The sequence below is a fragment of the Streptomyces sp. bgisy130 genome, from assembly GCF_057708345.1.
In genome coordinates, this window is sequence record NZ_JBYISA010000001.1 from 457,299 (window position 1) to 481,330 (window position 24,032).

The 24,032-nt window shown below is 71.4% G+C and carries 23 protein-coding genes; 19 read left to right on the forward strand and 4 right to left on the reverse strand.

Annotated elements, in window-relative coordinates:
* Window positions 1-29 precede the first annotated feature (29 nt).
* The 11 genes from AC3EUV_RS02155 (at window position 30) to AC3EUV_RS02205 (ending at window position 13,277) form a co-directional block, all read left to right on the forward strand.
* Window positions 30-959 carry an ABC transporter permease gene (locus AC3EUV_RS02155; protein WP_432140628.1) on the forward strand — a complete coding sequence of 310 codons (930 nt, stop codon included), beginning with the start codon at window positions 30-32 and terminating at the stop codon, window positions 957-959.
* Entirely contained in the window at window positions 952-1,755 is an 804-nt protein-coding gene (locus AC3EUV_RS02160) for an ABC transporter ATP-binding protein (protein WP_432140629.1), read from the forward strand. Before AC3EUV_RS02155 ends, AC3EUV_RS02160 begins: the two co-directional genes overlap by 8 nt.
* Before the next feature lie 449 nt (window positions 1,756-2,204).
* Window positions 2,205-3,074, forward strand: a complete 870-nt coding sequence (gene hpnC / locus AC3EUV_RS02165; protein WP_435602053.1) for a squalene synthase HpnC — start codon at window positions 2,205-2,207, stop codon at window positions 3,072-3,074.
* The gene (gene hpnD / locus AC3EUV_RS02170) at window positions 3,071-4,024 is read left to right on the forward strand and encodes a presqualene diphosphate synthase HpnD (protein WP_435601984.1); all 954 of its coding nucleotides are present in this window, start codon (window positions 3,071-3,073) and stop codon (window positions 4,022-4,024) included. Before hpnC ends, hpnD begins: the two co-directional genes overlap by 4 nt.
* Before the next feature lie 100 nt (window positions 4,025-4,124).
* On the forward strand, window positions 4,125-5,582 hold the full coding sequence (gene hpnE / locus AC3EUV_RS02175; protein ID WP_435601985.1) for a hydroxysqualene dehydroxylase HpnE: 1,458 nt from the start codon (window positions 4,125-4,127) through the stop codon (window positions 5,580-5,582).
* A gap of 53 nt (window positions 5,583-5,635) precedes the next feature.
* The gene (locus AC3EUV_RS02180) at window positions 5,636-6,700 is read left to right on the forward strand and encodes a polyprenyl synthetase family protein (protein WP_432140632.1); all 1,065 of its coding nucleotides are present in this window, start codon (window positions 5,636-5,638) and stop codon (window positions 6,698-6,700) included.
* Between the two features lie 139 nt (window positions 6,701-6,839).
* Complete coding sequence (gene shc, locus AC3EUV_RS02185; RefSeq protein ID WP_435601986.1) at window positions 6,840-8,891, forward strand: squalene--hopene cyclase; 2,052 nt, start codon at window positions 6,840-6,842, stop codon at window positions 8,889-8,891.
* The gene (locus AC3EUV_RS02190; RefSeq protein WP_435601987.1) at window positions 8,891-9,559 is read left to right on the forward strand and encodes a phosphorylase family protein; all 669 of its coding nucleotides are present in this window, start codon (window positions 8,891-8,893) and stop codon (window positions 9,557-9,559) included. Before shc ends, AC3EUV_RS02190 begins: the two co-directional genes overlap by 1 nt.
* 5 nt (window positions 9,560-9,564) lie before the next feature.
* Window positions 9,565-10,590: an adenosyl-hopene transferase HpnH gene (gene hpnH, locus AC3EUV_RS02195; protein WP_432140635.1), complete on the forward strand. Its 1,026-nt coding sequence runs from the start codon at window positions 9,565-9,567 to the stop codon at window positions 10,588-10,590.
* A 115-nt stretch (window positions 10,591-10,705) separates the two neighbouring features.
* Window positions 10,706-12,088, forward strand: coding sequence for an aspartate aminotransferase family protein (locus AC3EUV_RS02200; RefSeq protein ID WP_435601988.1), 1,383 nt, complete (start codon window positions 10,706-10,708; stop codon window positions 12,086-12,088).
* A 22-nt stretch (window positions 12,089-12,110) separates the two neighbouring features.
* Window positions 12,111-13,277: a serpin family protein gene (locus AC3EUV_RS02205; protein ID WP_435601989.1), complete on the forward strand. Its 1,167-nt coding sequence runs from the start codon at window positions 12,111-12,113 to the stop codon at window positions 13,275-13,277.
* A 15-nt stretch (window positions 13,278-13,292) separates the two neighbouring features.
* On the opposite strand, the gene AC3EUV_RS02210 is transcribed toward AC3EUV_RS02205, so the two are convergent.
* Entirely contained in the window at window positions 13,293-14,102 is an 810-nt protein-coding gene (locus AC3EUV_RS02210; RefSeq protein ID WP_435601991.1) for a tyrosine-protein phosphatase, read from the reverse strand.
* Between the two features lie 255 nt (window positions 14,103-14,357).
* On the opposite strand from AC3EUV_RS02210, the gene AC3EUV_RS02215 reads away from it, so the two are divergent.
* Window positions 14,358-15,158, forward strand: coding sequence for an SGNH/GDSL hydrolase family protein (locus tag AC3EUV_RS02215; RefSeq protein ID WP_085922538.1), 801 nt, complete (start codon window positions 14,358-14,360; stop codon window positions 15,156-15,158).
* Between the two features lie 69 nt (window positions 15,159-15,227).
* On the opposite strand, the gene AC3EUV_RS02220 is transcribed toward AC3EUV_RS02215, so the two are convergent.
* Window positions 15,228-15,689, reverse strand: a complete 462-nt coding sequence (locus AC3EUV_RS02220) for an ATP-binding protein (RefSeq protein WP_432140639.1) — start codon at window positions 15,687-15,689, stop codon at window positions 15,228-15,230.
* 137 nt (window positions 15,690-15,826) lie between these two features.
* Between AC3EUV_RS02220 and AC3EUV_RS02225 the strand changes: the two genes are divergently transcribed.
* From AC3EUV_RS02225 to AC3EUV_RS02235, 3 genes are read left to right on the forward strand one after another with little or no spacing between them, the layout of a single operon-like run.
* Complete coding sequence (locus AC3EUV_RS02225) at window positions 15,827-16,693, forward strand: helix-turn-helix domain-containing protein (RefSeq protein WP_435601992.1); 867 nt, start codon at window positions 15,827-15,829, stop codon at window positions 16,691-16,693.
* Window positions 16,694-16,696: 3 nt separating this feature from the next.
* Window positions 16,697-16,975 carry a DUF397 domain-containing protein gene (locus AC3EUV_RS02230; RefSeq protein ID WP_432140641.1) on the forward strand — a complete coding sequence of 93 codons (279 nt, stop codon included), beginning with the start codon at window positions 16,697-16,699 and terminating at the stop codon, window positions 16,973-16,975.
* A complete protein-coding gene (locus AC3EUV_RS02235; RefSeq protein ID WP_435601993.1) occupies window positions 16,972-17,877 on the forward strand; it encodes an SAM-dependent methyltransferase in 906 nt (301 codons plus the stop codon). Before AC3EUV_RS02230 ends, AC3EUV_RS02235 begins: the two co-directional genes overlap by 4 nt.
* A gap of 41 nt (window positions 17,878-17,918) precedes the next feature.
* Here the strand turns inward: AC3EUV_RS02235 and AC3EUV_RS02240 are convergent, their stop codons facing one another.
* Window positions 17,919-18,935: a carbohydrate kinase family protein gene (locus AC3EUV_RS02240; RefSeq protein WP_432140643.1), complete on the reverse strand. Its 1,017-nt coding sequence runs from the start codon at window positions 18,933-18,935 to the stop codon at window positions 17,919-17,921.
* A 200-nt stretch (window positions 18,936-19,135) separates the two neighbouring features.
* On the opposite strand from AC3EUV_RS02240, the gene AC3EUV_RS02245 reads away from it, so the two are divergent.
* From AC3EUV_RS02245 to AC3EUV_RS02255, 3 genes are all read left to right on the forward strand, one after another.
* Window positions 19,136-20,536, forward strand: coding sequence for an NAD(P)/FAD-dependent oxidoreductase (locus AC3EUV_RS02245; protein WP_435601994.1), 1,401 nt, complete (start codon window positions 19,136-19,138; stop codon window positions 20,534-20,536).
* 374 nt (window positions 20,537-20,910) lie between these two features.
* Complete coding sequence (locus tag AC3EUV_RS02250) at window positions 20,911-22,086, forward strand: MBL fold metallo-hydrolase (RefSeq protein WP_435601995.1); 1,176 nt, start codon at window positions 20,911-20,913, stop codon at window positions 22,084-22,086.
* Between the two features lie 118 nt (window positions 22,087-22,204).
* A complete protein-coding gene (locus tag AC3EUV_RS02255) occupies window positions 22,205-23,068 on the forward strand; it encodes an alpha/beta fold hydrolase (RefSeq protein ID WP_432140646.1) in 864 nt (287 codons plus the stop codon).
* A 3-nt stretch (window positions 23,069-23,071) separates the two neighbouring features.
* Here the strand turns inward: AC3EUV_RS02255 and AC3EUV_RS02260 are convergent, their stop codons facing one another.
* Complete coding sequence (locus AC3EUV_RS02260) at window positions 23,072-23,341, reverse strand: hypothetical protein (protein ID WP_435601996.1); 270 nt, start codon at window positions 23,339-23,341, stop codon at window positions 23,072-23,074.
* A 50-nt stretch (window positions 23,342-23,391) separates the two neighbouring features.
* Between AC3EUV_RS02260 and AC3EUV_RS02265 the strand changes: the two genes are divergently transcribed.
* The gene (locus tag AC3EUV_RS02265; RefSeq protein WP_435602054.1) at window positions 23,392-23,682 is read left to right on the forward strand and encodes an FAD-dependent oxidoreductase; all 291 of its coding nucleotides are present in this window, start codon (window positions 23,392-23,394) and stop codon (window positions 23,680-23,682) included.
* Window positions 23,683-24,032 lie beyond the last annotated feature (350 nt).

Genomic DNA, 24,032 nt, shown 5'->3' on the forward strand with positions numbered 1-24,032 from the left:
AGCGCACCTTGAGGACGAAAGTGTCAACTGTGAGCGAGACCACGCACGACAGTGCGGTCGCCATGAGTGCCCCGCCATCTTCCGACGAGGGCCTCACGGCTGCCCAGCGGGCCCAGAAGTACGGGCTCTCGCAGAGCGGGGCCCGTCCCGGTCTTCCGGAGTACGTCCGGCAGCTCTGGGACCGGCGGCATTTCATCTCCGCCTTCGCCAGTGCCAAGCTGACGGCGCAGTACAGCCAGGCCAAGCTGGGACAGGTCTGGCAGGTGGCGACGCCGCTGCTGAACGCGCTCGTGTACTACTTGATCTTCGGCCTGCTGATCGGCACGAGGAAGGGCGTCCCCGACTTCGTCCCGTTCCTGGTGACCGGTGTCTTCATCTTCACCTTCACGCAGAGCTCGGTGATGGCCGGTACGCGGGCGATCTCCGGCAACCTCGGTCTGGTGCGGGCGCTGCACTTCCCGCGGGCCTGTCTGCCGATCTCGTTCTGCCTGATGCAGCTCCAGCAGCTGTTCTTCTCCATGGGTGTGCTGGTCCTCATTCTGCTCGGCTTCGGGCAGTTGCCGACCTGGTCGTGGCTGCTGGTCGTGCCGGCGCTGATGCTCCAGTTCGTGTTCAACACCGGGCTGGCGATGGTGATGGCGCGGCTGGGCTCCAAGACCCCGGACCTGGCGCAGCTGATGCCGTTCATCATGCGGACGTGGATGTATGCCTCCGGCGTGATGTTCAGCATCGACCTGATCCTCAAGGGCAAGCACGTCCCCGCGTTCGTGGAGGTGCTGCTCAACGCCAACCCAGCCGCGATCTACATCGACCTGATGCGGTTCGCGCTGATCGACAGCTTCACCGCGAGTCAGCTGCCGCCGCATGTGTGGGCATTCGCCGGGGGCTGGGCGCTGGTGATGGGCGTCGTGGGCTTTGTGTATTTCTGGAAGGCTGAGGAGCGGTACGGACGTGGCTGAGCAGAAGAACGGCGTCCAGCCGACCGAGGCGGCCGCGGAGCGGATTCCGACGGTGATCGCGGACGATCTGCACATCGTCTACCGCGTCTACGGCACCGGCGCGGGCAAGGGCAGTGCCACCGCGGCCCTCAACCGCATCGTGCGCCGCAAGCCGTCCTCGGGCGTGCGTGAGGTGCACGCGGTCAAGGGTGTCTCCTTCACCGCCTACCGGGGTGAGTCGATCGGGCTGATCGGCTCCAACGGCTCGGGCAAGTCGACGCTGCTCAAGGCGGTGGCCGGGCTGCTGCCCGCGGAGCGCGGCAAGGTCTACACGCACGGCCAGCCCTCGCTGCTGGGCGTCAACGCGGCCCTGATGAACGACCTGACCGGCGAGAAGAACGTCCTTCTCGGCGGGCTGGCGATGGGCATGACGCGTGAGCAGGTCCGTGAGCGCTACGAGGGCATCGTCGACTTCTCCGGGATCAACGAGAAGGGCGACTTCATCTCGCTGCCGATGCGCACCTACTCGTCCGGTATGGCGGCCCGGCTGCGGTTCTCCATCGCCGCGGCCAAGGACCACGATGTGCTGATGATCGACGAGGCGCTGGCCACCGGTGACCGCAGCTTCCAGAAGCGCTCCGAGGCCCGCATCCGCGAGCTGCGCAAGGAGGCCGGCACGGTCTTCCTGGTCAGCCACAACAACAAGTCGATCCGCGACACCTGCGACCGCGTGCTGTGGCTGGAGCGCGGTGAGCTGCTGATGGACGGCCCGACGGACGAGGTCATCAAGGCGTACGAAAAGGAGACGGGCAAGTAGCCCGTTCCGCACTCGAAGGCCTCCGCGAGTCCGCCTCGTGGGGGCCTTCCAGCGTGCAGACGGCTCAACTCCGGCGGTCCCGGGAGCAGTTCGGACGTATGGGGCGCCGGATTGATCGTCGTCTCACGCTTCGGGACCCGCTCGGACGTGGGTGAGACGTACGACGTAAGCTGTACGGGTACCGACCAGCACAAGTGGTATATGTCGGGCAATCCTCACCCGAGCGGGCGATGTGGGCTCGATCGAGGCGCGTCGCCTGCTGCGGCGTGTCCGAAATAGGATGTTTTAGCTTGGCGGTGTAGAACGGGAGACGTGACGGCAATGGCTACTGGTTCGCTCCGGCACCGAAATGCGCCGGGCAGCCCCCGGTGAGCCGAGACAACGAGCAGGCGCGTCGCGCCTTCCTCCGAAGGGGGGCGGCGGGTGACGAGCGGGAGCAGACGCGCACCGTGCTCGATCAGGCCGCACACGAGAATTTCCCGGTCGCACCGTTCTTCCTGCCCCGCGCGTGGCGGACCGATCTGATGGCCGTCTACGGCTTCGCCCGGCTCGTCGACGACATCGGCGACGGCGACCTCGCACCCGGCGGCGGCGACGCCGTACTCCTCGGGCTGGAGCGCGCACAGCACGACGACAGGCCCGCGCTGCTGGACGCCCTCGAAGCCGATCTCCACCGCGTCTTCAGCGACCGGGCCCCCGGCCCCCGGCATCCGCTGCTGCGCCGGCTCGGCCCGACCGTCCGCCGCTGCGCGCTGACCCCCGAGCCGTTCCTCCGGCTGATCGAGGCCAACCGGCAGGACCAGCGGGTGAGCCGCTACGGCACCTATGACGACCTCGCCGCCTACTGCGAGCTGTCCGCCAACCCCGTCGGCCGCCTCGTCCTCGGCATCACCGGCACCGCGAGCCCCGAACGCATCCGCCGCTCGGACGCGGTCTGCACCGCCCTCCAGATCGTCGAACACGTCCAGGACGTGGCCGAGGACCTCGGGCGCGACCGTATCTACCTGCCCGCCGAGGACATGAAACGCTTTGGTGTCAGCGAGGCGGATCTGGCCGCGCCGAGCGGGGGCGCATCGGTGCGCGCGCTGATCGCCTACGAGGCGGAACGCGCCCGTGACCTGCTGCGTGAAGGCACCCCGCTGGTGGGTAGCGTCCACGGCAGACTCAAGCTGCTGCTGGCCGGATTCGTGGCCGGCGGACGCGCTGCACTCCAGGCGGTCGCGGCCGCCGATCACGACGTACTCCCTGGACCGCCCAAGCCGACCAAGCTCAGCCTGCTGCGCGAGGTACGGGCGACATTGCGAAAAGAAGAGGGGTGAGTCGGACCGTGGAGGCATCTGCACACGCGTCCGCGCCGGTGCTCGCTGCGTACCGCTACTGCGAGGCCATCACCGGGCAGCAGGCACGCAACTTCGCCTATGGCATCCGGCTGCTGCCGACCGACAAGCGGCAGGCCATGTCGGCGCTCTACGCCTTCTCCCGCCGGATCGACGACATCGGCGACGGCACCCTGGAGCCCGCCGCCAAGCAGCTGCGCCTGGAGGACACCCGGGCGCTGCTGGCCCGTATCAAGGACGGCCGGATCGACGAGGACGACACCGATCCGGTGGCCGTCGCGCTGTCCGACGCCGCCCGCCGCTTCCCGCTGCCGCTGGAGGGGCTCGACGAGCTGATCGACGGCGTGCTGATGGATGTGCGCGGCGCGACCTATGAGACCTGGGACGAGCTGAAGCTCTACTGCCGCTGCGTCGCCGGCGCCATCGGCCGGCTCTCGCTGGGCGTGTTCGGCACGGTCCCGGGCGCGCCGGACGCCGAGCGTGCCGCCGAGTACGCCGACACCCTCGGCCTGGCCCTCCAACTGACCAACATTCTCAGGGACGTTCGCGAGGACGCCGGCAACGGGCGCACCTACCTGCCCGCCGAGGACCTCGCCAAGTTCGGCTGCGCGGCCGGCTTCGAGCGTTCCGTGCCGCCGCCCGGCTCCGACTTCACCGGTCTGGTGCACTACGAGGTGAAGCGGGCCCGTGCGCTGTTCGCCGAGGGCTTCCAGCTGCTGCCGATGCTCGACCGGCGCAGCGGCGCCTGTGTGGCCGCGATGGCCGGTATCTACCACCGTCTGCTGACGCGGATCGCCGCCGACCCCGAGGCGGTGCTGCGCGGCCGGGTCTCGCTGCCCGGCCGGGAGAAGGCGTTCGTCGCGGTGCGCGGGCTGTCCGGGCTCGACGCGCGGGCGATCGGCCGGCGGCAGGCCGTCCGGAGGCGCGGATGAGGTGCCGGTCGGCGAACGACAGCGGTGACCCCGCGTCAGCGCGGCGGGCAACCCTCCCCGGTCCGGCTGCGTCCGAGACAGCAGTACAGGGGGAGATCACATGACATCGGGAGCGACCCGAACCGACCGGCACCGTGAGCTGCCGCCCGGCCGTCCCGAAGGGGCGGCTGCGGTGGTCATCGGGGGCGGTCTGGCCGGCACGACGGCGGCGCTCGCGCTGGCCGACGCCGGGCTGCGGGTCACCCTGGTCGAGGGCCGGCCCCGCCTCGGCGGACTGGTCTTCTCCTTCCGCCGCGACTCCGCCGCCGGCGCACTGTCCGTCGACAACGGCCAGCATGTCTATCTGCGCTGCTGCACCGCCTACGGCCGGCTGCTGGAGCGGACCGGCGCCGCGCATCTGGTGCCCCTCCAGGAGCGGATGGACGTCCCGGTCCTGGACGCCGACCGGATGCGGCTCGGCCGGCTGCGCCGCACCGCGCTGCCCGTCCCGCTGCACCTCGCCCAGAGCCTCGCCGGCTACCCGCATCTGTCCCCCGCCGAGCGGGCCGGGGTCGTGCGGGCCACCCTCGCGCTCAAGGGCCTCGACCCGGCCGACCCCGCGCTGGACGGTCTGGACTTCGGCAGCTGGCTGCGCCGGTACGGCCAGTCGGCCCGGGCGATCGAGGCGCTGTGGGACCTGGTCGGCATCGCGACCCTCAACGCCCGGGCCGGAGACGCCTCGCTGGGCCTGGCCGCCAAGGTCTTCAAGACCGGGCTGCTGTCCGCCCCCGGCGCCGCCGACATCGGCTGGTCCCGCGTCCCGCTCGGCGACGTCCACGACACCCTCGCCCGTACGGCCTTGGAGAAGGCCGGGGTCCGCATCGCCCTGCGCACCCGCGCCGGGGCGCTCGCGCGGCGGGACGGCGGCTGGCAGGTGTCGGTGGAGAACGGCCCGCACGGCACCGAGCAGCTCACCGCGGACACCGTCGTCCTCGCCGTACCCCAGCGCGAGGCGCACGGCCTGCTGCCCGACGGGGCGCTGGACGGCAAGGACCGGCTGCTGGACATCGGCACCGCCCCGATCCTCAACCTCCATGTCGTCTACGACCGCAAGGTGCTGCGCCGCCCCTTCTTCGCGGCGGTCGGCTCGCCGGTCCAGTGGGTCTTCGACCGCACCGACGCCTCGGGGCTGACGCGGATCGCCGGGAACGAGCGCTGCCAGTATCTGGCGGTCTCGCAGTCCGCCGCGCAGGAGGAGATCGACCAGCCGGTCGCCAAGCTCCGCGCCCGCTATCTGCCCGAGCTGGAGCGGCTGCTGCCCGCCGCCCGGGGCGCCAGGATCCGCGACTTCTTCGTCACCCGCGAGCGCACCGCGACCTTCGCGCCCGCCCCGGGCGTCGGCAGGCTCCGCCCCGCCGCCCGCACTCAAGCTCCCGGCCTGTTCCTGGCCGGTGCGTGGACCGCCACCGGGTGGCCCGCGACCATGGAAAGCGCTGTTCGCAGCGGCACTGCCGCCGCTCGCGAGGCACTCAACGAACTCGGCTTCCCCCAGGGCCAGTTGCCTCAGGAGGCGGCATGACTACGAGTACGAGCGCTCGCACGAGCACGAGCGTAGGAAACAGAGGAGAAACCGTGAACCCGGCTTCCCCAGCTATCGACACCGAGAGCGTCACCGCGCTGCTGGAGCGCGGTCGGACACTCGCCACCCCCGTGCTGCGTGCGGCCGTGGACCGGCTCGCTCCTCCCATGGACACCGTCGCCGCCTACCACTTCGGCTGGATCGACGCGGAGGGCCACCCCACCGCGGGTGACAGCGGCAAGGCGGTGCGGCCCGCGCTCGCGCTGCTGTCGGCCGAGGCCGCCGGGGCGGCCCCCGAGGTCGGTGTCCCCGGGGCGGTCGCCGTCGAGCTGGTGCACAACTTCTCGCTGCTGCACGACGACCTCATGGACGGCGACGAGCAGCGCCGGCACCGCGACACGGTCTGGAAGGTGCACGGCCCCGCGCAGGCCATCCTCGTCGGTGACGCGCTGTTCGCGCTCGCCAACGAAATACTGCTGGAGCTCGGCACGGTCGACGCCGGCCGCGCCACCCGCCGGCTCACCCTGGCCACCCGTAAGCTGATCGACGGTCAGGCCCAGGACATCTCCTACGAGCACCGCGAGCGGGTCACCGTCGAGGAGTGCCTGGAGATGGAGGGCAACAAGACCGGCGCGCTGCTGGCCTGTGCCGTCTCCATCGGCGCGGTCCTGGGCGGCGCCGACGACCGCACCGCCGACACCCTGGAGAAGTACGGCTACCACCTCGGCCTCGCCTTCCAGGCCGTCGACGACCTGCTCGGTATCTGGGGCGACCCGGACGCCACCGGCAAGAAGACCTGGAGCGATCTGCGTCAGCGCAAGAAGTCGCTGCCGGTCGTCGCCGCGCTGGCGGCCGGTGGCCCGGCCTCCGAGCGTCTCGCCCAGATCCTGGCGGCCGACGCGAAGAAGAGCGAGACCGAGATTGCCGACTTCACCGAGGAAGAGTTCGCCTCCCGCGCGGCCCTCATCGAGGAGGCCGGCGGCCGCGAGTGGACCTCCCAGGAGGCCCGCCGCCAGCACGCCACCGCCATCGCCGCACTGGACGAGATCGCCATGCCGGAGCAGGTCCGCGCCCAGCTCGTCGCGCTCGCGGACTTCGTCGTCGTACGACAGAGATGAGCAGTATCGACACCGAATAGTTCGCAGTCGCCGGCCGGTGCTGGGGGCACCTCCCACGCCTTTAGGGCAGTGGGGGACGGGCGCCGGCCGACGGAATCCCTGAGCACGCTTTTCACAGTTCACTGCCGAAGGGGAAGCCATGACAGCGACGACCGACGGAAGCACCGGGGCACTGCCGCCCCGGGCCCCCTCGGCCAGCGATACCACCGCTGAGAAGACCGCCACACAAGCGCCCGCGCGCACCGCCGTACGGCAGGACACGGTGGACGCCGCCCGGCGCGCGACCGCACGCGCCACCGACTATCTGCTGTCCGTCCAGGACCCCGCCGGATGGTGGAAGGGCGTCCTCGAGACCAACGTCACGATGGACGCGGAAGATCTGCTGCTCCGTCAGTTCCTCGGAATTCAGGACCCGAAGCTCACCGAAGCCGCCGCCCGCCACATCCGTGGGGAGCAGGGCGCGGACGGCACCTGGGCCACCTTCTACGGCGGGCCCGGTGAACTCTCCACCACCATCGAGGCCTATGTCGCCCTGCGGCTCGCCGGGGACGCCCCGGACGCACCGCACATGGCACGGGCCGCCGCCTGGATCCGCGCGGAGGGCGGGATCGCCGCGGCCCGGGTCTTCACCCGCATCTGGCTGGCGCTCTTCGGCTGGTGGAAGTGGGACGACCTGCCCGAACTCCCCCCGGAACTCCTCTACTTCCCCAAGTGGTTCCCGCTCAACATCTATGACTTCGGGTGCTGGGCGCGCCAGACCATCGTGCCGCTGACCATCGTCTCGGCCAAGCGCCCGGTCCGCCCGGCGCCGTTCGCCCTCGACGAGCTGCACACCGATCCTCGCCGTCCCAACCCGCCGCGGCCGCTCGCCCCCGCCACCAGCTGGGACGGGGTGTTCCAGCGCCTCGACAAGGCGCTGCACGTCTACCACAAGGTCGCCCTGCCCGGTCTGCGCCGGGCCGCGATGCGCTCCGCCGCCCGCTGGATCATCGAGCGGCAGGAGAACGACGGCTGCTGGGGCGGCATCCAGCCCCCCGCCGTCTACTCCGTCATCGCCCTGCACCTCTGCGGCTACGACCTCGACCACCCCGTGCTGCGCGCCGGTCTGGACTCCCTCGACCGGTTCGCCGTATGGCGCGAGGACGGTCCCCCAGGGCCCGACGGCACGGGTGGGGGTCCCACCCGCATGATCGAGGCCTGCCAGTCCCCGGTCTGGGACACCTGTCTGGCCACCATCGCGCTGGCCGACGCCGGAGTGCCCGCCGACCACCCGCAGCTGGTCAAGGCCGCCGAGTGGATGCTCGCCGAGCAGATCGACCGGCCCGGTGACTGGAGCGTCAAACGGCCCCAACTCCCGTCCGGGGGCTGGGGTTTCGAGTTCGAGAACGACAACTACCCGGACGTCGACGACACCGCGGAGGTGGTGCTCGCGCTGCGCCGGGTCCGGCACCCCGATCCGCCGCGGGTCGAGGCCGCGGTCCGGCGCGCGGTGCGCTGGAACCTCGGTATGCAGTCCAGGAACGGGGCCTGGGCCGCCTTCGACGTCGACAACACCAGCCCGTTCCCCAACCGGCTGCCGTTCTGTGACTTCGGGGAGGTCATCGACCCGCCGTCGGCCGATGTCACCGCCCATGTCGTCGAGATGCTCGCCGACGTCGGCCGTACCCACGACCCGCGCACCCGCCGCGGCATCGCCTGGCTGCTGGCCGAGCAGGAGCCCGACGGCTCGTGGTTCGGCCGCTGGGGCACCAACTACCTCTACGGCACCGGATCGGTGCTTCCCGCGCTGGCCGCCGCCGGCCTCCCCGCCTCGCACCCCGCGGTCCGCCGGGCCGTGCGCTGGCTGGAGCGGGTACAGAACGACGACGGCGGCTGGGGCGAGGACCAGCGCTCCTACCAGGACAGGGAGCGGTGGGCGGGGCGCGGTGCCTCGACCGCCTCGCAGACCGCCTGGGCGCTGATGGCGCTGCTCGCGGCCGGGGAGCGGGACAGCGAGACGGTACGGCGCGGGGTGGACTGGCTGACCGCGACGCAGCGTGCGGACGGGTCCTGGGACGAGCCGTACTTCACCGGCACGGGCTTCCCCTGGGACTTCTCCATCAACTATCACCTGTACCGCCAGGTCTTCCCGCTGACGGCCCTGGGCCGCTACCTCGGCGGGGGACCGGCCGGCGCGCCGGTGGAGTCCTGATGACGGGCCGGCCCCCGGCGGACGCGGAACCGCCGCTGCTGATCGCCTGTGCCCTCGGCATCGAGCGGTTCGCGCTGCGCCGCGGGGGTCGCGGGGGAGCGGCGGGGGAAGCCGGCCCGCGGGTGATCACGCTCCGCACCGGCATGGGCCCCCAGGCGGCCGAACGCGCCCTCACCGAAGCGCTGCGTACGGGGTCGGTCACCGAACGTTCCCCCGTGGTCGCCAGCGGCTTCTGCGCCGGCCTCGCCCCCGGGATGCGCCCCGGGGACGTGGTCGTCGCCGAGGCCACCCGCGGGCACCACGCCGCCGCGCCGGAGACGCCCTGCCATGACAACGGCCCGCTGTTCCGGGCCCTGCGGGAGCGCGGTCTGACCGTGCACAGCGGGCTGCTGTGCGGCTCCGACCATGTCGTACGGGGCGCGGAGCGGGCCGAGCTGCATGCCGCCGGCGCGGTCGCGGTGGACATGGAATCCGCCGCGACCCTCCGTGCCGCCCGGGCCGCCGGCCGCCGTCCGGTTGCGGCCGTCCGGGTGGTCGTGGACGCTCCAGAACATGAACTCGTACGCATCGGCACCGTGCGCGGTGGAATATCGGCCTTCCGAGTGCTGCGCTCCGTACTTCCCGTTTTCCACGAATGGCACCGTTCTTTGCTGCTCCCCTGGAGGTGAGCCAGATGGCCATGCCGCTCCGTCAGTCCATCCGGGTCGGTACCTATCTCTTTGAACAGAAGGTGATCCGGCGGCGGGAGAAGTTCCCGCTCATTGTCGAGCTGGAACCGCTCTTCGCCTGCAATCTCAAATGCGAGGGCTGCGGAAAGATCCAGCATCCGGCGGGGGTGCTCAAGCAGCGGATGCCGGTGGCGCAGGCGGTCGGGGCGGTGCTGGAATCGGGCGCTCCGATGGTCTCCATCGCCGGTGGTGAGCCCTTGATGCACCCGCAGATCGACGAGATCGTACGGCAGTTGGTGGCGAAGCGGAAATACGTGTTCCTGTGCACCAACGCGATGCTGTTGCGCAAGAAGCTGGAGAAGTTCACCCCCTCGCCGTATTTCGCGTTCGCGGTGCACATCGACGGCATGCGGGAACGCCACGATGAATCCGTCGCCAAGGAAGGTGTTTTCGACGAGGCGGTGGCAGCGATCAAGGAGGCCAAGCAGCACGGCTTCCGGGTCACCACCAACTCCACCTTCTTCAACACCGACACCCCGCAGACCATCATCGAGGTCCTGAATTTCCTCAATGACGACCTCCAGGTCGACGAAATGATGCTGTCGCCCGCCTACGCCTACGAGAAGGCCCCCGACCAGGAGCACTTCCTCGGCGTCGACCAGACCCGGGAGCTGTTCAAGAAGGCCTTCGCCGGCGGCAACCGGCGCCGCTGGCGGCTCAACCACAGTCCGCTCTTCCTGGACTTCCTGGAGGGCAAGGCGGACTTCCCGTGCACGGCCTGGGCGATCCCCAACTACTCGCTGTTCGGCTGGCAGCGCCCCTGCTACCTGATGAGCGACGGCTACGTCCCGACGTACCGGGAGCTCATCGACGAGACCGACTGGGACAAGTACGGCCGCGGCAAGGACCCGCGCTGCGCCAACTGCATGGCGCACTGCGGCTACGAGCCGACCGCCGTCCTCGCCACCATGGGCTCGCTGAAGGAGTCCCTCCGGGCGGCCAGGGACGCCGTCGCGGGAAACCGCAGCTGACCCGTCGAGCAAGGGGAGCCCCTCGCCACGGCTCCCCGGCCCACCGGTCCGGCCCGGCTCATCCGCCGCACGACGGGTGAGCCGGGCCGGGCCGGACCCGTGAGGAGAAGCAGTCGTGACCGGATTCGACCTGACCAAGCTGCTCGCCGAGCGCGGCGACGAGCGCTACGACCTGCACACCCGCCATCTCAACCACCAACTGCCGCGGATGCTGCACACCATCGGCTTCGACAAGGTCTACGAGCGGGCCGAGGGCGCCTACTTCTGGGACGCCGACGGCCAGGACTACCTGGACATGCTCGCGGGCTTCGGGGTGATGGGCCTCGGCCGGCACCACCCCGTCGTCCGGCAGGCGCTGCACGACGTCCTGGACGCCCAACTGGCCGATCTCACCCGCTTCGACTGCCAGCCGCTGCCCGGCCTGCTCGCCGAGAAGCTGCTGACCCACGCGCCCCATCTCGACCGGGTCTTCTTCGGCAACAGCGGCACCGAGGCCGTCGAGACCGCGCTGAAGTTCGCCCGCTACGCCACCGGCCGCCCCCGCGTCCTCTACTGCACCCATGCCTTCCACGGCCTGACCACCGGCTCGCTCTCCGTCAACGGCGAGGACGGCTTCCGGGACGGCTTCGCCCCGCTGCTGCCGGACACCGCCATCGAACTGGGTGATCTGGCCGCGCTGGAACGGGAGTTGAAACGCGGCGACGTGGCGGCATTCGTGATCGAGCCCATCCAGGGCAAGGGCGTCCACCCGACCCCGCCGGGATTCCTGCGCGCCGCCCAGGAACTGCTGCACCGGCACAAGGCCCTGCTGATCGCCGATGAGGTGCAGACCGGCCTGGGCCGCACCGGTGACTTCTTCGCCTACCAGCACGAGGACGGTGTCGAGCCGGATCTGGTGTGTGTGGCCAAGGCGCTGTCCGGCGGATATGTGCCGGTCGGGGCGACGCTCGGCAAGGACTGGATCTTCAAGAAGGTCTACTCGTCCATGGACCGGGTGCTGGTGCACTCCGCCAGCTTCGGAGCCAATGCCCAGGCGATGGCCGCCGGTCTGGCGGTGCTCACGGTGCTGGAGGACGAGCAGCTGGTGGCCGGCGCCCGGCGCACCGGCGAACTGCTGCGCTCCCGGCTGGCGAAGCTGATCCCCCGCTATGAGCTGCTGCACGAGGTGCGGGGCCGCGGCCTGATGATCGGCATCGAGTTCGGCCGCCCCAAGTCCCTCGGTCTGCGGAGCCGCTGGACGATGCTCCAGACGGCCCGCAAGGGGCTGTTCGCGCAGATGGTCGTGGTGCCGCTGCTCCAGCGGCACCGCATTTTGACCCAGGTCTCCGGTGACCGTCTGGAGGTCATTAAGCTGATTCCGCCGCTGGTCATCGGAGAGCGGGAAGTGGACCGTTTCGTCGAGGCGTTCACGGCCGTCATGGACGACGCCCACGGGGGCGGCGGCCTGATGTGGGACTTCGGGCGGACGCTGGTCAAACAGGCGGTCGCCAACCGCTGACCACGCTGCTGGGGGACCGCACATGGTGGCCGAGGCGACGGCACGGGCCGTCAACGACATGACGGCGCGCTGGGCGCGCGCGGCAGTGGGGGAGCGGGACGCCGTCCTGACTGCGGCCGGCGTCTGGCCGCTGCTGGCCCTGCTCGCCGGACCGGCCACCGGCCCCGCCCGCAAGGAGCTGGCCGAAGCCCTCGGCACCGATGCGGAGCACGCCGTACGCGAAGGCCGGGAGCTGCTCGCCGCACTGACGGCGGCGGACGGCGTCGATGCCGCGGTGGGCCTGTGGGCCCGCCGCACGCTGACCCTGCACCCGGAGTGGCTGGGCAGCCTGCCGCCCACCGGGCACGGGGAGCTCACCGGCGACCTCGCCGCGGACCAGGGCGCGCTGGACGCCTGGGCGCGGCGGCACACCGATGGCCTGATCGAGCGGATGCCGGCCCGGCTCGCCCGGGACACCCTGTTCCTGCTGGCCAGTGCGCTGCTGGTGCGCACGACCTGGACCGAGCCGTTCGACGAGTTCCCGGTCCGGCCGTCCGAAGGGCCGTGGGCGGGGCGGGAGTTGCGGGCGCTGAGCCGTTCCGGGCCGGAGGTGGAGCAGGTGCGGGTGCACGGCACACCGGCCGGTCCGCTGACGGACGTACGGGTCGCGGGCGACAACGGACTCGATGTCCATCTGCTGCTCGGCGGGCCCAAGCTGCCGGGCGGTGAGGTGCTGCACCACGGTGTCGCGGCGCTGGGCGGCGGCTGTCCGACGGTGTCCGGGACGGCGCTGACCGACGGCGCCGGCCCGGGACTGGGGGTGACCCTGGTCCCGAGCTACGACGGCGTTCCGAGCCTCCGCCTCACCACCACCGCGTTCACCGTCGGCGCCGACCACGATCTGCTGGAGCAGGCGGACCTCTTCGGGCTCACCTCCGCCACCGACACCTCGCGCGGACACTTCCCCGGCATCAGCGACCAGCCGCTCGCGGTGTCGGCCGCCCGGCAGTCGGCGACCGCGACCTTCGGTCCGCTGGGCTTCCGGGCGGCCGCGGTCACCGTCATGCCGGCCGCCGCGGGGTCCGTGCCACCGCCTCCGCCGTACCGGGCCCAGCGGATCTCGGCCCGCTACGACCGGCCGTTCGGCTTCCTCGCGGTGCACCGGGCCTCGGGTCTGGTGCTGGTCGCGGGGTGGGTGGCCACGCCGTGAGCGGGCGCCGCCCCGTCAGTCCGTCAGCAGCCGGTCCTGCAGCCGCTCGCGGACGGCGGGCGTCAGCTTCAGGCCATCGGTGAGGTACTTCTCCGTCGAGCCCCAGGTCCGGTGGATCGCGTCGTAGGCGGCCGTGAGGTAGTCGGTGTGCGCGCCGAACAGCGGCGAGAGCAGCTCCATGACCTCCTGCGACATCCCGACCGCGGAGTTGTCGGAGCGGCGGATCTTGTAGCGGCGGTGGGGGTCGTTGGACTTGAGGTAGTCCGCCTCGATCGCGTCCCGCTCCACCCCGACCGCGAGCAGGGTCACCGCGACGGACAGCCCCGCCCGGTCCTTGCCGGCCGCGCAGTGCATCAGCGCCGGAACACTGTCCTCGGCGAGCGCATGCAGCACCTTGCTGTGGTCTTCGGTGCGGGTGGTGATGATGTGGCGGTAGGTCTCGGCCATACGGGCCGCCGCCTTGCCGTCGCCGAGTGTGGAGCGCAGCTGCTCCAGTTCACCGTCGCGCACCATCGCCCAGAATTCCGCGCCGTCGGCCGGATCGGTGAGCGGAATGTTCACATTGCGCACGCCGGGCAGCGCGACATCGGGGCCTTCCAGCTTGATGTCCGAGGAATTGCGGAAATCGAAGATGGTGTGCAGCCCGAGACCGGCCAGAAAAGCGGCGTCGGTCTCGGTCGCATGGGCGAGGTGGCCACTGCGGAACAGCCTGCCCTCCCGTACGTGACGCCCGTCCACGGTCGGCAGTCCGCCCACATCGCGGAAGTTGCGGACCTCCGTGAGCTCGGGCTGGGCCTGTGGGACCTGCGGCGTCTGCTGCGTCACGGGCGCGCTCCTCGGGTTCGGCCGCCGACGCTGCTCGTCGACGAGGCGGGGCACCTCCGACGATACGACATTGATGCAATAGGCAATCAGGTCATTGCGGTGACGTTCTGACGCGCCATGGAGCACCCGGGGAGCAGGGTGCGATCGATCATTATTCCAACTTGAGCAGAATTTGACCTGGTGGCATTAATCACCCCTCGTCAACCCCTGGTTACGGTGGCGTAAGTCACTTCTTGAGGTGAAGTATGTCCTGACGTGGCAGACGATTCGAAGTACTTCAGCAACGGCGCCCTGGGCGCCATCGGGTCGTACGCAGCCGTCGGGGACAGCTTCACAGAGGGGGTCGGGGATCCCGGCCCTGACGGGGCGTACATCGGTTGGGCGGACCGGCTCGCGGTCCTGCTCTCGGACCAACAGGCGGAGGGGGATTTCCGCTATGCGAATCTCGCGGTCAGGGGCCGGCTCCTGGACCAGATCGTGGAGGAGCAGGTGCCACGGGCGAAAGCCCTCGCCCCCGCACTGGTGACGTTCTGCGCCGGCGGCAATGACATCCTGCGGCCGGGCTCGGACCCGGACGCGGTCGCCGAGCGCTATGAGGCGGCGGTCGCCGATCTGCGGGAGGAGGTCGGCGCGGTCCTGCTCTGCACCGGTTTCGACACTCGCGGAATCCCCGTCCTCAAGCATCTGCGCGGCAAGATCGCGACGTATACGGCGCATGTCCGGGCCATCGCGGACCGGCACGACTGCCCCGTCCTGGACCTGTGGTCGCTCAAGTCGGTGCAGGACCGGCGGGCGTGGAGCGATGACCGGCTGCATCTGTCCGCCGATGGGCACACCCGGGTGGCGCTGCGGGCGGCGCAGGTGCTCGGGCTGCGGGTGCCGGCCGATCCGGACCAGCCCTGGCCCCCGGAGGCGGAGCGCTCGGCCGCCGACGCGCGGCGGGACAACATTCACTGGGCGCGGGAGCATCTCGTGCCGTGGATCGGACGCCGGCTGCGCGGGGAGTCCTCCGGTGATCATGTCGAGCCCAAGCGGCCCGATCTGCTGCCGCTGTAGGGCGGCCGCGGGCCGGGAAGGGCCCTTGGCATGACTGAGGCCCCGGTTCCGTGGATGCGGAGCGGGGCCTCAGTGGGTGAGGGAGGAATACGGCAGGTCGGCCCAGACGACCCGGCCCTGACCGCTGTCGGTGGGCCGCGATCCCCAGCTCTCGGACAGTGCGCCGACGAGGAACAGTCCTCGTCCGCACTCCTGGTCCACGCTGCCGGGCTGGATGTGCGGCGCCGAGTCCTCGGGGCCGCCCTGGTCCGTTATCTCTATGCGTATGTGCGCGCCGAAGAGCGCGAGCTCGCAGCCGACCTTCTCGCTGTCGGTGTGCCGGACCGCGTTGGTGAACAGCTCGGAAACCACCAACTCCACGTCGTCGCGGACTTGTTGATCCGCGCCCCACTCGCACAGCAGCGCACTGACGCGTCTGCGCGCCTCGGGAACGGACGTGCGTCGCGCCGGCAAGTGGAACGCGTCCTGCGGGTACTGGGCGACAAAGCCGCCACAGCGCCCTAACGAAGGAGCGTTGTTGGAGGAAGCCACGCCGTAACTATGTGCGATGTCGGTCACCAATGGCAAGGATCAGTCTGTAATTTGCAGAATCGGAAGTGCAGTCTGTTCGTTGATGCTGACGGCATGACACACTGCTGACCGTTGAAGTCAGTTGGAGGCGATCGAACGTGGCGGACCCACGGTCGGCAGGGGCACCCACCGTCCTGCGGGTGGTGCTCGGCAAGCGGCTACAGGACCTGCGTGAGAAAGCGGGCCTCTCCTTCGAGCAGGCCGCCGCGGCCCTCGATGTGACCCACGCCACCATACGGCGGATGGAAAAGGCCGAGGTCGGACTCAAGCTCCCCTACGTCGAGAAGCTGCTGGCGACCTACGGCGTCACCGACGAGAAGGAGATCGAGGGCTTTGTCACCCTCGCCCGCGAGGCCAACAAGCCCGGCTGGTGGCACCGGTTCCGCGATGTCCTGCCCGAGTGGTTCAGCGCGTTCGTCAGCCTGGAGAGCGAAGCCAACCTCATCCGGGCCTACCAACCGCACTACGTCCCCGGGCTGTTGCAGACCGAGGACTATGCCGCCGCCGTCCTGAAGGCCGGGATGCCGCATGCCTCCGCGATGGATATCGACCGTATCGTCGCGCTGCGCATGGAGCGCCAGTCCCTGCTGACCCGTGACCACGCCCCGATGCTGTGGGTGGTCATGGACGAGACCGTGCTGCGGCGCCCGATCGGCGGGCCGAAGGTGATGCGCGACCAGGTCACCCGGCTCATGGAAGCCACCGCGCTGCCGAACGTCCGGCTCCAGATCATGCCCTTCGCCGCGGGCCCGCACCCCGCCATGTACGGCCCGTTCCACATCTTCCGCTTCCCGATCCCGGAACTCCCGGACATCGCGTACGCGGAAAGCCTCGTCGGAGCCGTGTACTTCGACCAGCGCAACGACGTCTCGCAGTTCCTGGAGGCCCTGGACCGGATGTGTGCGCAGGCCGCGCCGGCACACACCACCAAGGCCATTCTGGGTGGCTTTCGCAAGGAGATCTGAACCATGGATCGCATACGCATCTACAACGGCATGCCCGCCAACGAACTGGGCACCGAGGGCTGGCACAAGCCGTGGAGCGGCGGAAACGGGGGCGAGTGCGTCGAGGCCATGCGGCTGGGGGACGGCCGGATAGCGCTGCGGCAGTCGACCGACCCGGACGGCCCGGCCCTCATCTACACCCACCACGAAATGGTGAGCTTCATCGAGGGGGCGAAGGCCGGCCACGCCGACTTCCTTGTCGCGGCGGCGCCGGGCCGGCGCACCGAACGGAGGACGGCATGAGCGAGCCGGGCATATCCCAGGGGGAGCCGGACGGCGAGCTCCCGGAGATGGGACCGTACGTCCAGGGGCCGGAGCACTCGGGCTTCTCGGCCGCGGAGATCGACACCAGCCGCCCGCACCCCGCCCGGATGTACGACTACTACCTCGGCGGCTGGGACAACTACGAGGTCGACCGGGTGGCCGCGGAGCGGGTCATCGAGGTCCACCCCCAGGTCCGGCTCAGCGCCCGCGCCAACCGCGCGTTCCTGCGGCGGGCGGTGCGCGAGCTGGTCGCCGGCGGCATCCGCCAGCTCATCGACATCGGCACCGGCATCCCCACCTCGCCCAACACCCATGAGGTGGCCCGCGAGACCGCTCCCGACACCCGCGTGGTGTACGTCGACAACGACCCGATCGTCGCCACCCACGCCGGGGCCCGGCTGACCAACACCGAAGGCACCGGCTTCGTGCTCGGCGATGTCCGTGACCCCAAGGCGCTGCTCGACCACCCCACCGTCCGGGAGCTGATCGACTTCGACCGGCCGGTGGCGCTGCTGCTGGTGGCCGTACTGCACTTCATCCGGGACGACGAGGACCCCGCCGCGCTCATCGCCACCCTCGCCGAGGCGCTCCCCGCGGGCAGCCATCTCGTCCTGACCCATGCGACCGGTGAGCCCTATGAGGACTATGCGGCGGGCCGCACCGATGAGCGGGCGCGCGACGGCGTGGTGAACGTCTACAAGAGCGCCACCGCCACCCTCAATCTGCGGTCGAAGGCCGAGGTCGAGCCGCTCTTCGGACCGTTCGCCCTGCTGGAGCCGGGTGTCGTACGGGTGCCGCTGTGGCGGCCGGACGGCCCGGTGCCCGGCGCGAAGGAGCTCAACGACACCATTTTCTACGGCGGAGTGGGCCGCAAGAGCTGACCGGCCGGGGCGCCCGGCCGGTCCGCGCTCCGTCGCCCGGGCTACGCCCTCGTGGGCGAGACCTGGGCATCCGGTGGGCCCGGGATCCGGTGCCCGTCACCGCCCGGCGGCGCCGTGACCGGGGCCGTCGCCTTGGCACGGAGGGCCGTGTGCAGCTCCTCCGGCCCGACGAGTGCGGTGTGGGTGCCGCGCGAGGTACAGGCATACGCCCCCGCGACGGCGCCCAGGCGCGCACACTCCGCAAGGCTCCGGCCCGCCAGCCGGCCGTAGAGGAATCCGCTGGTGAAGGCGTCGCCCGCGCCATTGCTGTCCACGACGGGGCCGGGCGGGACCGCGGCCGGCACCGGGCGGGGGGTGCGGTCGTCGGCGCTGAGGAGGTAGGCGCCGCCCGCACCGGCCGTGGCGATCACCGCCTCGGCGCGCCCCTCGTGCAGGATCTCCCGCATCACGGCCGCGATCCGTTCACCCGCCCCCGCCGTACTGAGGAACACCAGGTCGGAGCGGAGCGCGAACTCCCGGTGATGGTCCGTCAGTCCGTCCCAGTCCTGGAGATCCGTGGAGACGGGGAGGCCCAGCGACTCGATGTCGTCGTACAGGAAGCGGGCGAAGTTCATGATCGACAGATGGACGTGGCGGGCGCGGCGCAGCGGCGGCAGATAGTGCTCCGGCGGCATCCGCAGCTCGGCCGGGTCACGGGCGTCGTAGAACGACATCCGGCGGCCGTCGGGGGCGACGAGGTTGACCGCACGCCGGGTGCCGTGCGGAGAGATCAGCGGCCGGAAGTCGACACCGCTGCCGGCCAGCCGCTCGCGGACCAGAGTGCCCGGATGGTCGTCGCCGATGAAGTCCACGAACCCGGTGGTGAGCCCGAGCGCCGCGCAGCCGAGCGCGACGCCGGTACCGGTGTGCCCCGCCCCTTCGTACAGCGGCGGGACCGCGTACGAATCGGCGAGTGGCACCGGCAGCGCGCCGACCGACACGACGGTGTCCACGCCCGACCCGCCGACGACGAGGACGTCATAGGCGTCATACGGCTCAGAAACCTGCTGGAATGTCACAAGCGTCCCTGAATCCCTTGCTGGTGAGACGAATCCCTTGCTGGTGAGACCGTTTGCGGACGAGGTGCATCCGCTGCCGGGAGTCTAGACGCAGGCTCGTCCCATGACGGGATGTCAGGGAATCCGGTGACACGAGGGAGGACGGGACGCACAAGGAGCCGGGCCGGTGATCAGTGGCCAAGGGGGAGCGAGGAAAAACGGTGACAGAGCACTCCAATGGCGGGCGCACCGCGATCGTGATCGGCGGCGGGCTCGCCGGGATGCTGGCCGTCACCGCACTGCTCGGACAGGTCGAGACGGTCACGGTCGTCGAGCGGGACCGCTATCCGGAGGGCCGCGGCTTCCGTAAGGGCGTTCCGCAGGCCCGCCATCTGCACATCCTCCTCAGCGGCGGCATCCTCGCGCTGGAGGAGCTGCTGCCCGGCACCATCGCCGCGCTCGGCGAAGCGGGCGCCCGCAGCCTGTATCTGTCACGCGATCTGCTCACCCGTACCGCCACCGGCTGGCAGCGCCGCTTCGACGAACGCCGGCATCGTGCCCTGAGCGTCACCCGGCCGGTGCTGGACTCGGTCGTACGGGAGCGGGTGCTGCGGGCGGCGGCCGGCTCGGCCACCCGGGTCGAGGTCCTTGAGGCGACCGAGGCCACCGGGCTGACCGGGGACGCGAGCCGGGTGACCGGGGTCCGGGTGCGGTCCCGGGACGGTGCGCCGCGGTCCGGGCGGGAGCTGCCGACCGGGCTCGTCGTGGACGCCTCGGGCCGTGGCTCCCGTACCCCGCAGTGGTTCGCCGAGCTGGGCCGGCCCGCGCCGCACGAGGAGACCGTCGACGCGGGGCTCGCCTACGCCACCCGGATGTACCGGCCCAAGGACCCGGCCACGGCGCCGGATGCGGGCGTCAATGTCCCGGGCTGGCCCGAGTGCCCGCGGGGCGCGGCGTACGTGCCCGTCGAGGACGGCAAATGGCTGCTGACGCTGTCCGGTGTGCGCGGGCACCACCCGCCCACGGACGCGGCGGAGTTCACCGCCTTCAGTGCCACCGTCGGCGACCCGTACGTGCATGAACTGCTCGCCCGGGCCGAGCCGCTGTCGCCGGTGCACGGCTTCCGCGACACCTGCAACCGCCGCCGGCACTTCGAACGGCCCGGTGCGCTGCCCGAAGGGCTCCTCGTCCTGGGGGACGCCGCCTGCACCTTCAACCCCGTGTACGGGCAGGGCATGTCGGTCGCCGCCCTCGGCGCGCTGGCCGTACGCCGCACGCTCGCGGACGGCGGCGGTCCGCGCCCCGGCAGCACCGCGGAGGCGCAGCGGGCGGTGGCCCGCGCCGTGGAGCCCGCCTGGATCGCCGCGGTCGGCGCGGACCGCCCGTACGCGAGTACCGACGACGCCAGGGCGGGCGTCGGGGAGCGGCTGTCCACCTGGTACCTCGGCCGGCTGTTCGCCCGCGCCGCCATCGACCCGGTCGTCGGCGCGGCCTTCCGGGACGTCTTCTGCCTCACCGCGCCCCCCACCCGTCTCGTCGCCCCGCAGATCTTCCTGCGCACCGTCTTCCTGCCCCGTCGGCCCGGGCTGCCCGGGCCGCCTGCGGTGATCGAAGGGGGCTGATCCGCCGCGGGGTCCGGGGAAGGCGGGGGGCGGACGCCGGCCGGGCCGTAGGAGGGGGCGGGGGAGTGGGCGGGCGACCACACGCGCTCCCGCCCTTCCGCCGACCCCCGTGGCCCGTCCCCCCCGACCCTCGTCACCGCAATGGATGCCTCCCGCTGGCCGCGGCGAAAGACACCCCGCGCAGGGGCGGGAAAGGTCACACCGCACGCCAGGAATGCGACGGCCGGTCGCGCGGTTTGCGTCTGCGGGTGATGGTGTTGAGTCCGGGTGTCGTGGTGCGGAAACCGTACGACGGTGCCGAGTGGCGCGGTGTGCCGGAACCCACCGCTCATGCGGCCCGTTCACTTCGCGACTGCCCTGACCATGGAGGTGCCGTGACCGGTTCCCGACCCCGCCGCACTCGACTTTCCGCGCTGCGGCCCGCGAGCTTCGGAATCGCACCCACCGGGGAGCGGCTGGCCAGGATGCGCAGGTCGCCCCAGTTCGTGGACGGCCAGTTCCGCAATCCCGTGCCGACCAGGCAGCTGCTGCACGGCTCCGCGCTGCCGATGGCGCGTACCCAGCTGAGCCGGGAGGGCCGGCTGCGCCGGGCCCCGGTCGGCCGGATCCCGGTGTACCGTCCGACCGCCGCGGACTGGGGCCGGCCACCGGATTCCGGGCTGCGGCTCACCTGGATGGGCCATTCGAGCGTGCTGGCCGAGATAGACGGGCAGCGGGTGCTCTTCGACCCGGTCTGGGGCGAGCGCTGTTCGCCGTTCACCTGGGCCGGCCCCCAGCGGCTGCACCCGGTGCCGCTCGCCCTCGACGAGCTGGACCCGGTCGATGCCGTGGTGATCTCGCACGACCACTACGACCATCTCGACATGACGACGGTCCAGGTCCTGGCCGGCACCGGCGCGGCCTTCGTCGTGCCCCTCGGCGTCGGCGCCGACCTGGAATTCTGGGGAGTGCCCGCGGAGCGGATCACCGAACTCGACTGGCACGAGTCCACCCGCGTCGGCGGCCTGACCCTCACGGCCACCCCCGCCCAGCACTTCTGCGGCCGCGGGCTGCGCGGACCGCAGCACACCCTGTGGGCGTCCTGGGTGGTCGCGGGCCCCGAGCACCGGATCTTCCACAGCGGCGACACCGGCTACTTCTCCGGCTTCGCGGAGATCGGCGCGGCGCACGGCCCGTTCGACGCCACGATGATCCAGATCGGCGCGTACAGCGACTTCTGGCCGGACATCCACATGACCCCCGAAGAGGGCATCCGGTCCCACCTCGACCTCCAGGGCGGCGAGCCGCGCGGGGTGCTGCTGCCGATCCATTGGGGCACGTTCAACCTCGCACCGCACCCCTGGGCGGAGCCTGCCGAACGCACACTGGCGGCCGGCCGTGGATCCGGGGTCGACACGGCCCACCCCAGACCCGGCGAGCCCTTCGAGCCCGCCGCTCCGGCGGCCGTCTATCCGTGGTGGCGGGCGATCGCGGTGCCGCCCGTAAATGGCTGGCCCGCCTGGCCGTCGGCGGTGTCCCCCACCGACGTGGGCCTCGCCGCGGATCGTTGAGCCCGCGCCGGAGGCAAGCCGCTCGCCGCGCCCCGCGCCAGTGGCAATCCGCTCGCCGTCCCCCGCCCCGGAGGCAATCCGCTTGCCCTGCCCGGCACATGGCGATGAGGATGACGCCATGCCTGCCTTCGCCGCTCCGGACGGAACCCAACTCGCCTATCACGTCGTGGGCGAGGGCGAGCCGCTGCTCTGTCTGCCCGGTGGACCCATGCGGGCCTCCGGCTACCTCGGTGATCTCGGCGGACTGTCCGAGCACCGAAAGCTGATCAAGCTCGATCTGCGCGGTACCGGCGACTCCGGACGCCCCGCCGACCCGGCCACCTACCGCTGCGACCGGCAGGTCGCCGATGTCGAAGCCCTCCGTCTGCACCTCGGACTGGACCGGGTCGACCTCCTCGCCCACTCGGCGGCCGGCGATCTCGCGCTCCTCTACGCGGCCCGCCACCCGCAGCGTGTCCGTACCCTCACCCTGATCACCGCGCGCGCCCGCGCCCTCGGTGTCGACTTCACCGAGGCACACCGCCGGGAGGCGGCCGCCCTGCGCAGCGCCGAGCCCTGGTTCCGAGCCGCGTACGACGCCTATGAGCGGGTCTGGGCCGGCTCCGTGGCCGACGCCGACTGGGACGCCATCGCCCCCTTCTTCTACGGCCGTTGGGACGCGGCCGCGCAGGCGCATGCCGCGTCCGAGGTGGCACAGGCACACGACGAGGCCGCGGAGATCTACGCGTCCGGTGACGCCTTCGCCCCCGACGAGGCCCGTGCCGCCGTCGCGGGCATGGAAGCGCCGGTACTGCTGCTCGCCGGTGAACTGGACAGCGGCCCGCTTCCCCGTATCGCCGCGGACATCGCGCAGTTGATGCCCCGGGCCGAACTGGTCGTCCAGCCGGGCGCCGGCCACTACCCCTGGCTCGACGACCCCGGCCGCTTCACCCGGACCCTCGCGACGTTCCTCGGCCAGGAGCCTGCCGGGCGCGCCGTCTGACGCTCATCCGGGGCGCTGCTCCGAGGCCCGGGCGGCGCGCGGCGCGGGTGGCTGCCAGCCGCGTTCCAGCAGGTCGAAGGCGGCGTCGATGGCCGCGCGGGGGTCGTCCCGGCCGCGGGCGAGGGCGAGCGCTTCGAGGGCGAAGTGCGCGAGTGCGGCGCAGGCCGGGTCGTCCCCGCGGGCGCCGGTGTCGGCCGCGATGGCCTGCGCGAGGGCGGTTTCGTGCCGCATCCACATGCGGTGGCCGTAGTCGCGGAGTGCCGGGGTGCTCATGACGAGCTGTCTCGGCCCCGCACACCTGGCCCCACACCCCGGGCGTCACCCTGCTCGGAGACGCCGCCCACCTGATGGCTCCCCTGGGAGGCTACGGCGCCAACTTCGCCATGCTCGACGGCTGCGAACTCGCGCTGGCCCTGGCCCGCCACGACACCCCCGACGAGGCCGTCACCGTCTATGAACGGACCATGATGGCGCGCGCTGCCGCGGTCGGTGACGGCGCCGAGGCCCTGGCACGCGTCTTCGGGCCGGGGGACCGCGACCGCTCCGACGTCCCCGACTACGCCGAGGCCAAGGAGCGGTACCGGCAGGGCGCCGCCGCATATCGCAGCCGGTGACCGGGCGTGCGGTCGGACGCCACTGTCCTGAGGTGCCGGACGGGCGGGCACGTCCGGGCAGCCGATCCGGCGCAGGGCGTGGATCTCGCCGACGCCAGGAGGGGACGGCGTGGAGCGCCCGCCCTGCGGGCGGCAGTTGGAAGACTCCTCGGCGCCCGGACGTCCCCGGGTCCGAACCAATGTCCCCAGCGCGCATCGTGCTTGCGAGCGCCGTTCGCAAGCTATCGAAAGGGGCACGGTCGGAAACCTCAACTCGCCATGAAGGAACGGAAGTTCGGTTCACCTCGGACTGATGTGCGGGTGGCGGCCACTCAGGGAGGTGGCGTGGGGTAGCGAAACCCCGAAGTGGC

Bases quoted from the DNA above. Each gene is read 5' to 3' on its own strand.
- shc (WP_435601986.1), top strand. From the start codon at position 6,840: ATGACAGCGACGACCGACGGAAGCACCGGGGCACTGCCGCCCCGGGCC.
- hpnH (WP_432140635.1), top strand. From the start codon at position 9,565: ATGGCCATGCCGCTCCGTCAGTCCATCCGGGTCGGTACCTATCTCTTT.
- hpnE (WP_435601985.1), top strand. From the start codon at position 4,125: ATGACATCGGGAGCGACCCGAACCGACCGGCACCGTGAGCTGCCGCCC.
- AC3EUV_RS02255 (WP_432140646.1), top strand. From the start codon at position 22,205: ATGCCTGCCTTCGCCGCTCCGGACGGAACCCAACTCGCCTATCACGTC.
- AC3EUV_RS02235 (WP_435601993.1), top strand. From the start codon at position 16,972: ATGAGCGAGCCGGGCATATCCCAGGGGGAGCCGGACGGCGAGCTCCCG.
- AC3EUV_RS02190 (WP_435601987.1), top strand. From the start codon at position 8,891: ATGACGGGCCGGCCCCCGGCGGACGCGGAACCGCCGCTGCTGATCGCC.
- AC3EUV_RS02230 (WP_432140641.1), top strand. From the start codon at position 16,697: ATGGATCGCATACGCATCTACAACGGCATGCCCGCCAACGAACTGGGC.
- AC3EUV_RS02260 (WP_435601996.1), bottom strand. From the start codon at position 23,341: ATGAGCACCCCGGCACTCCGCGACTACGGCCACCGCATGTGGATGCGG.
- AC3EUV_RS02205 (WP_435601989.1), top strand. From the start codon at position 12,111: ATGGTGGCCGAGGCGACGGCACGGGCCGTCAACGACATGACGGCGCGC.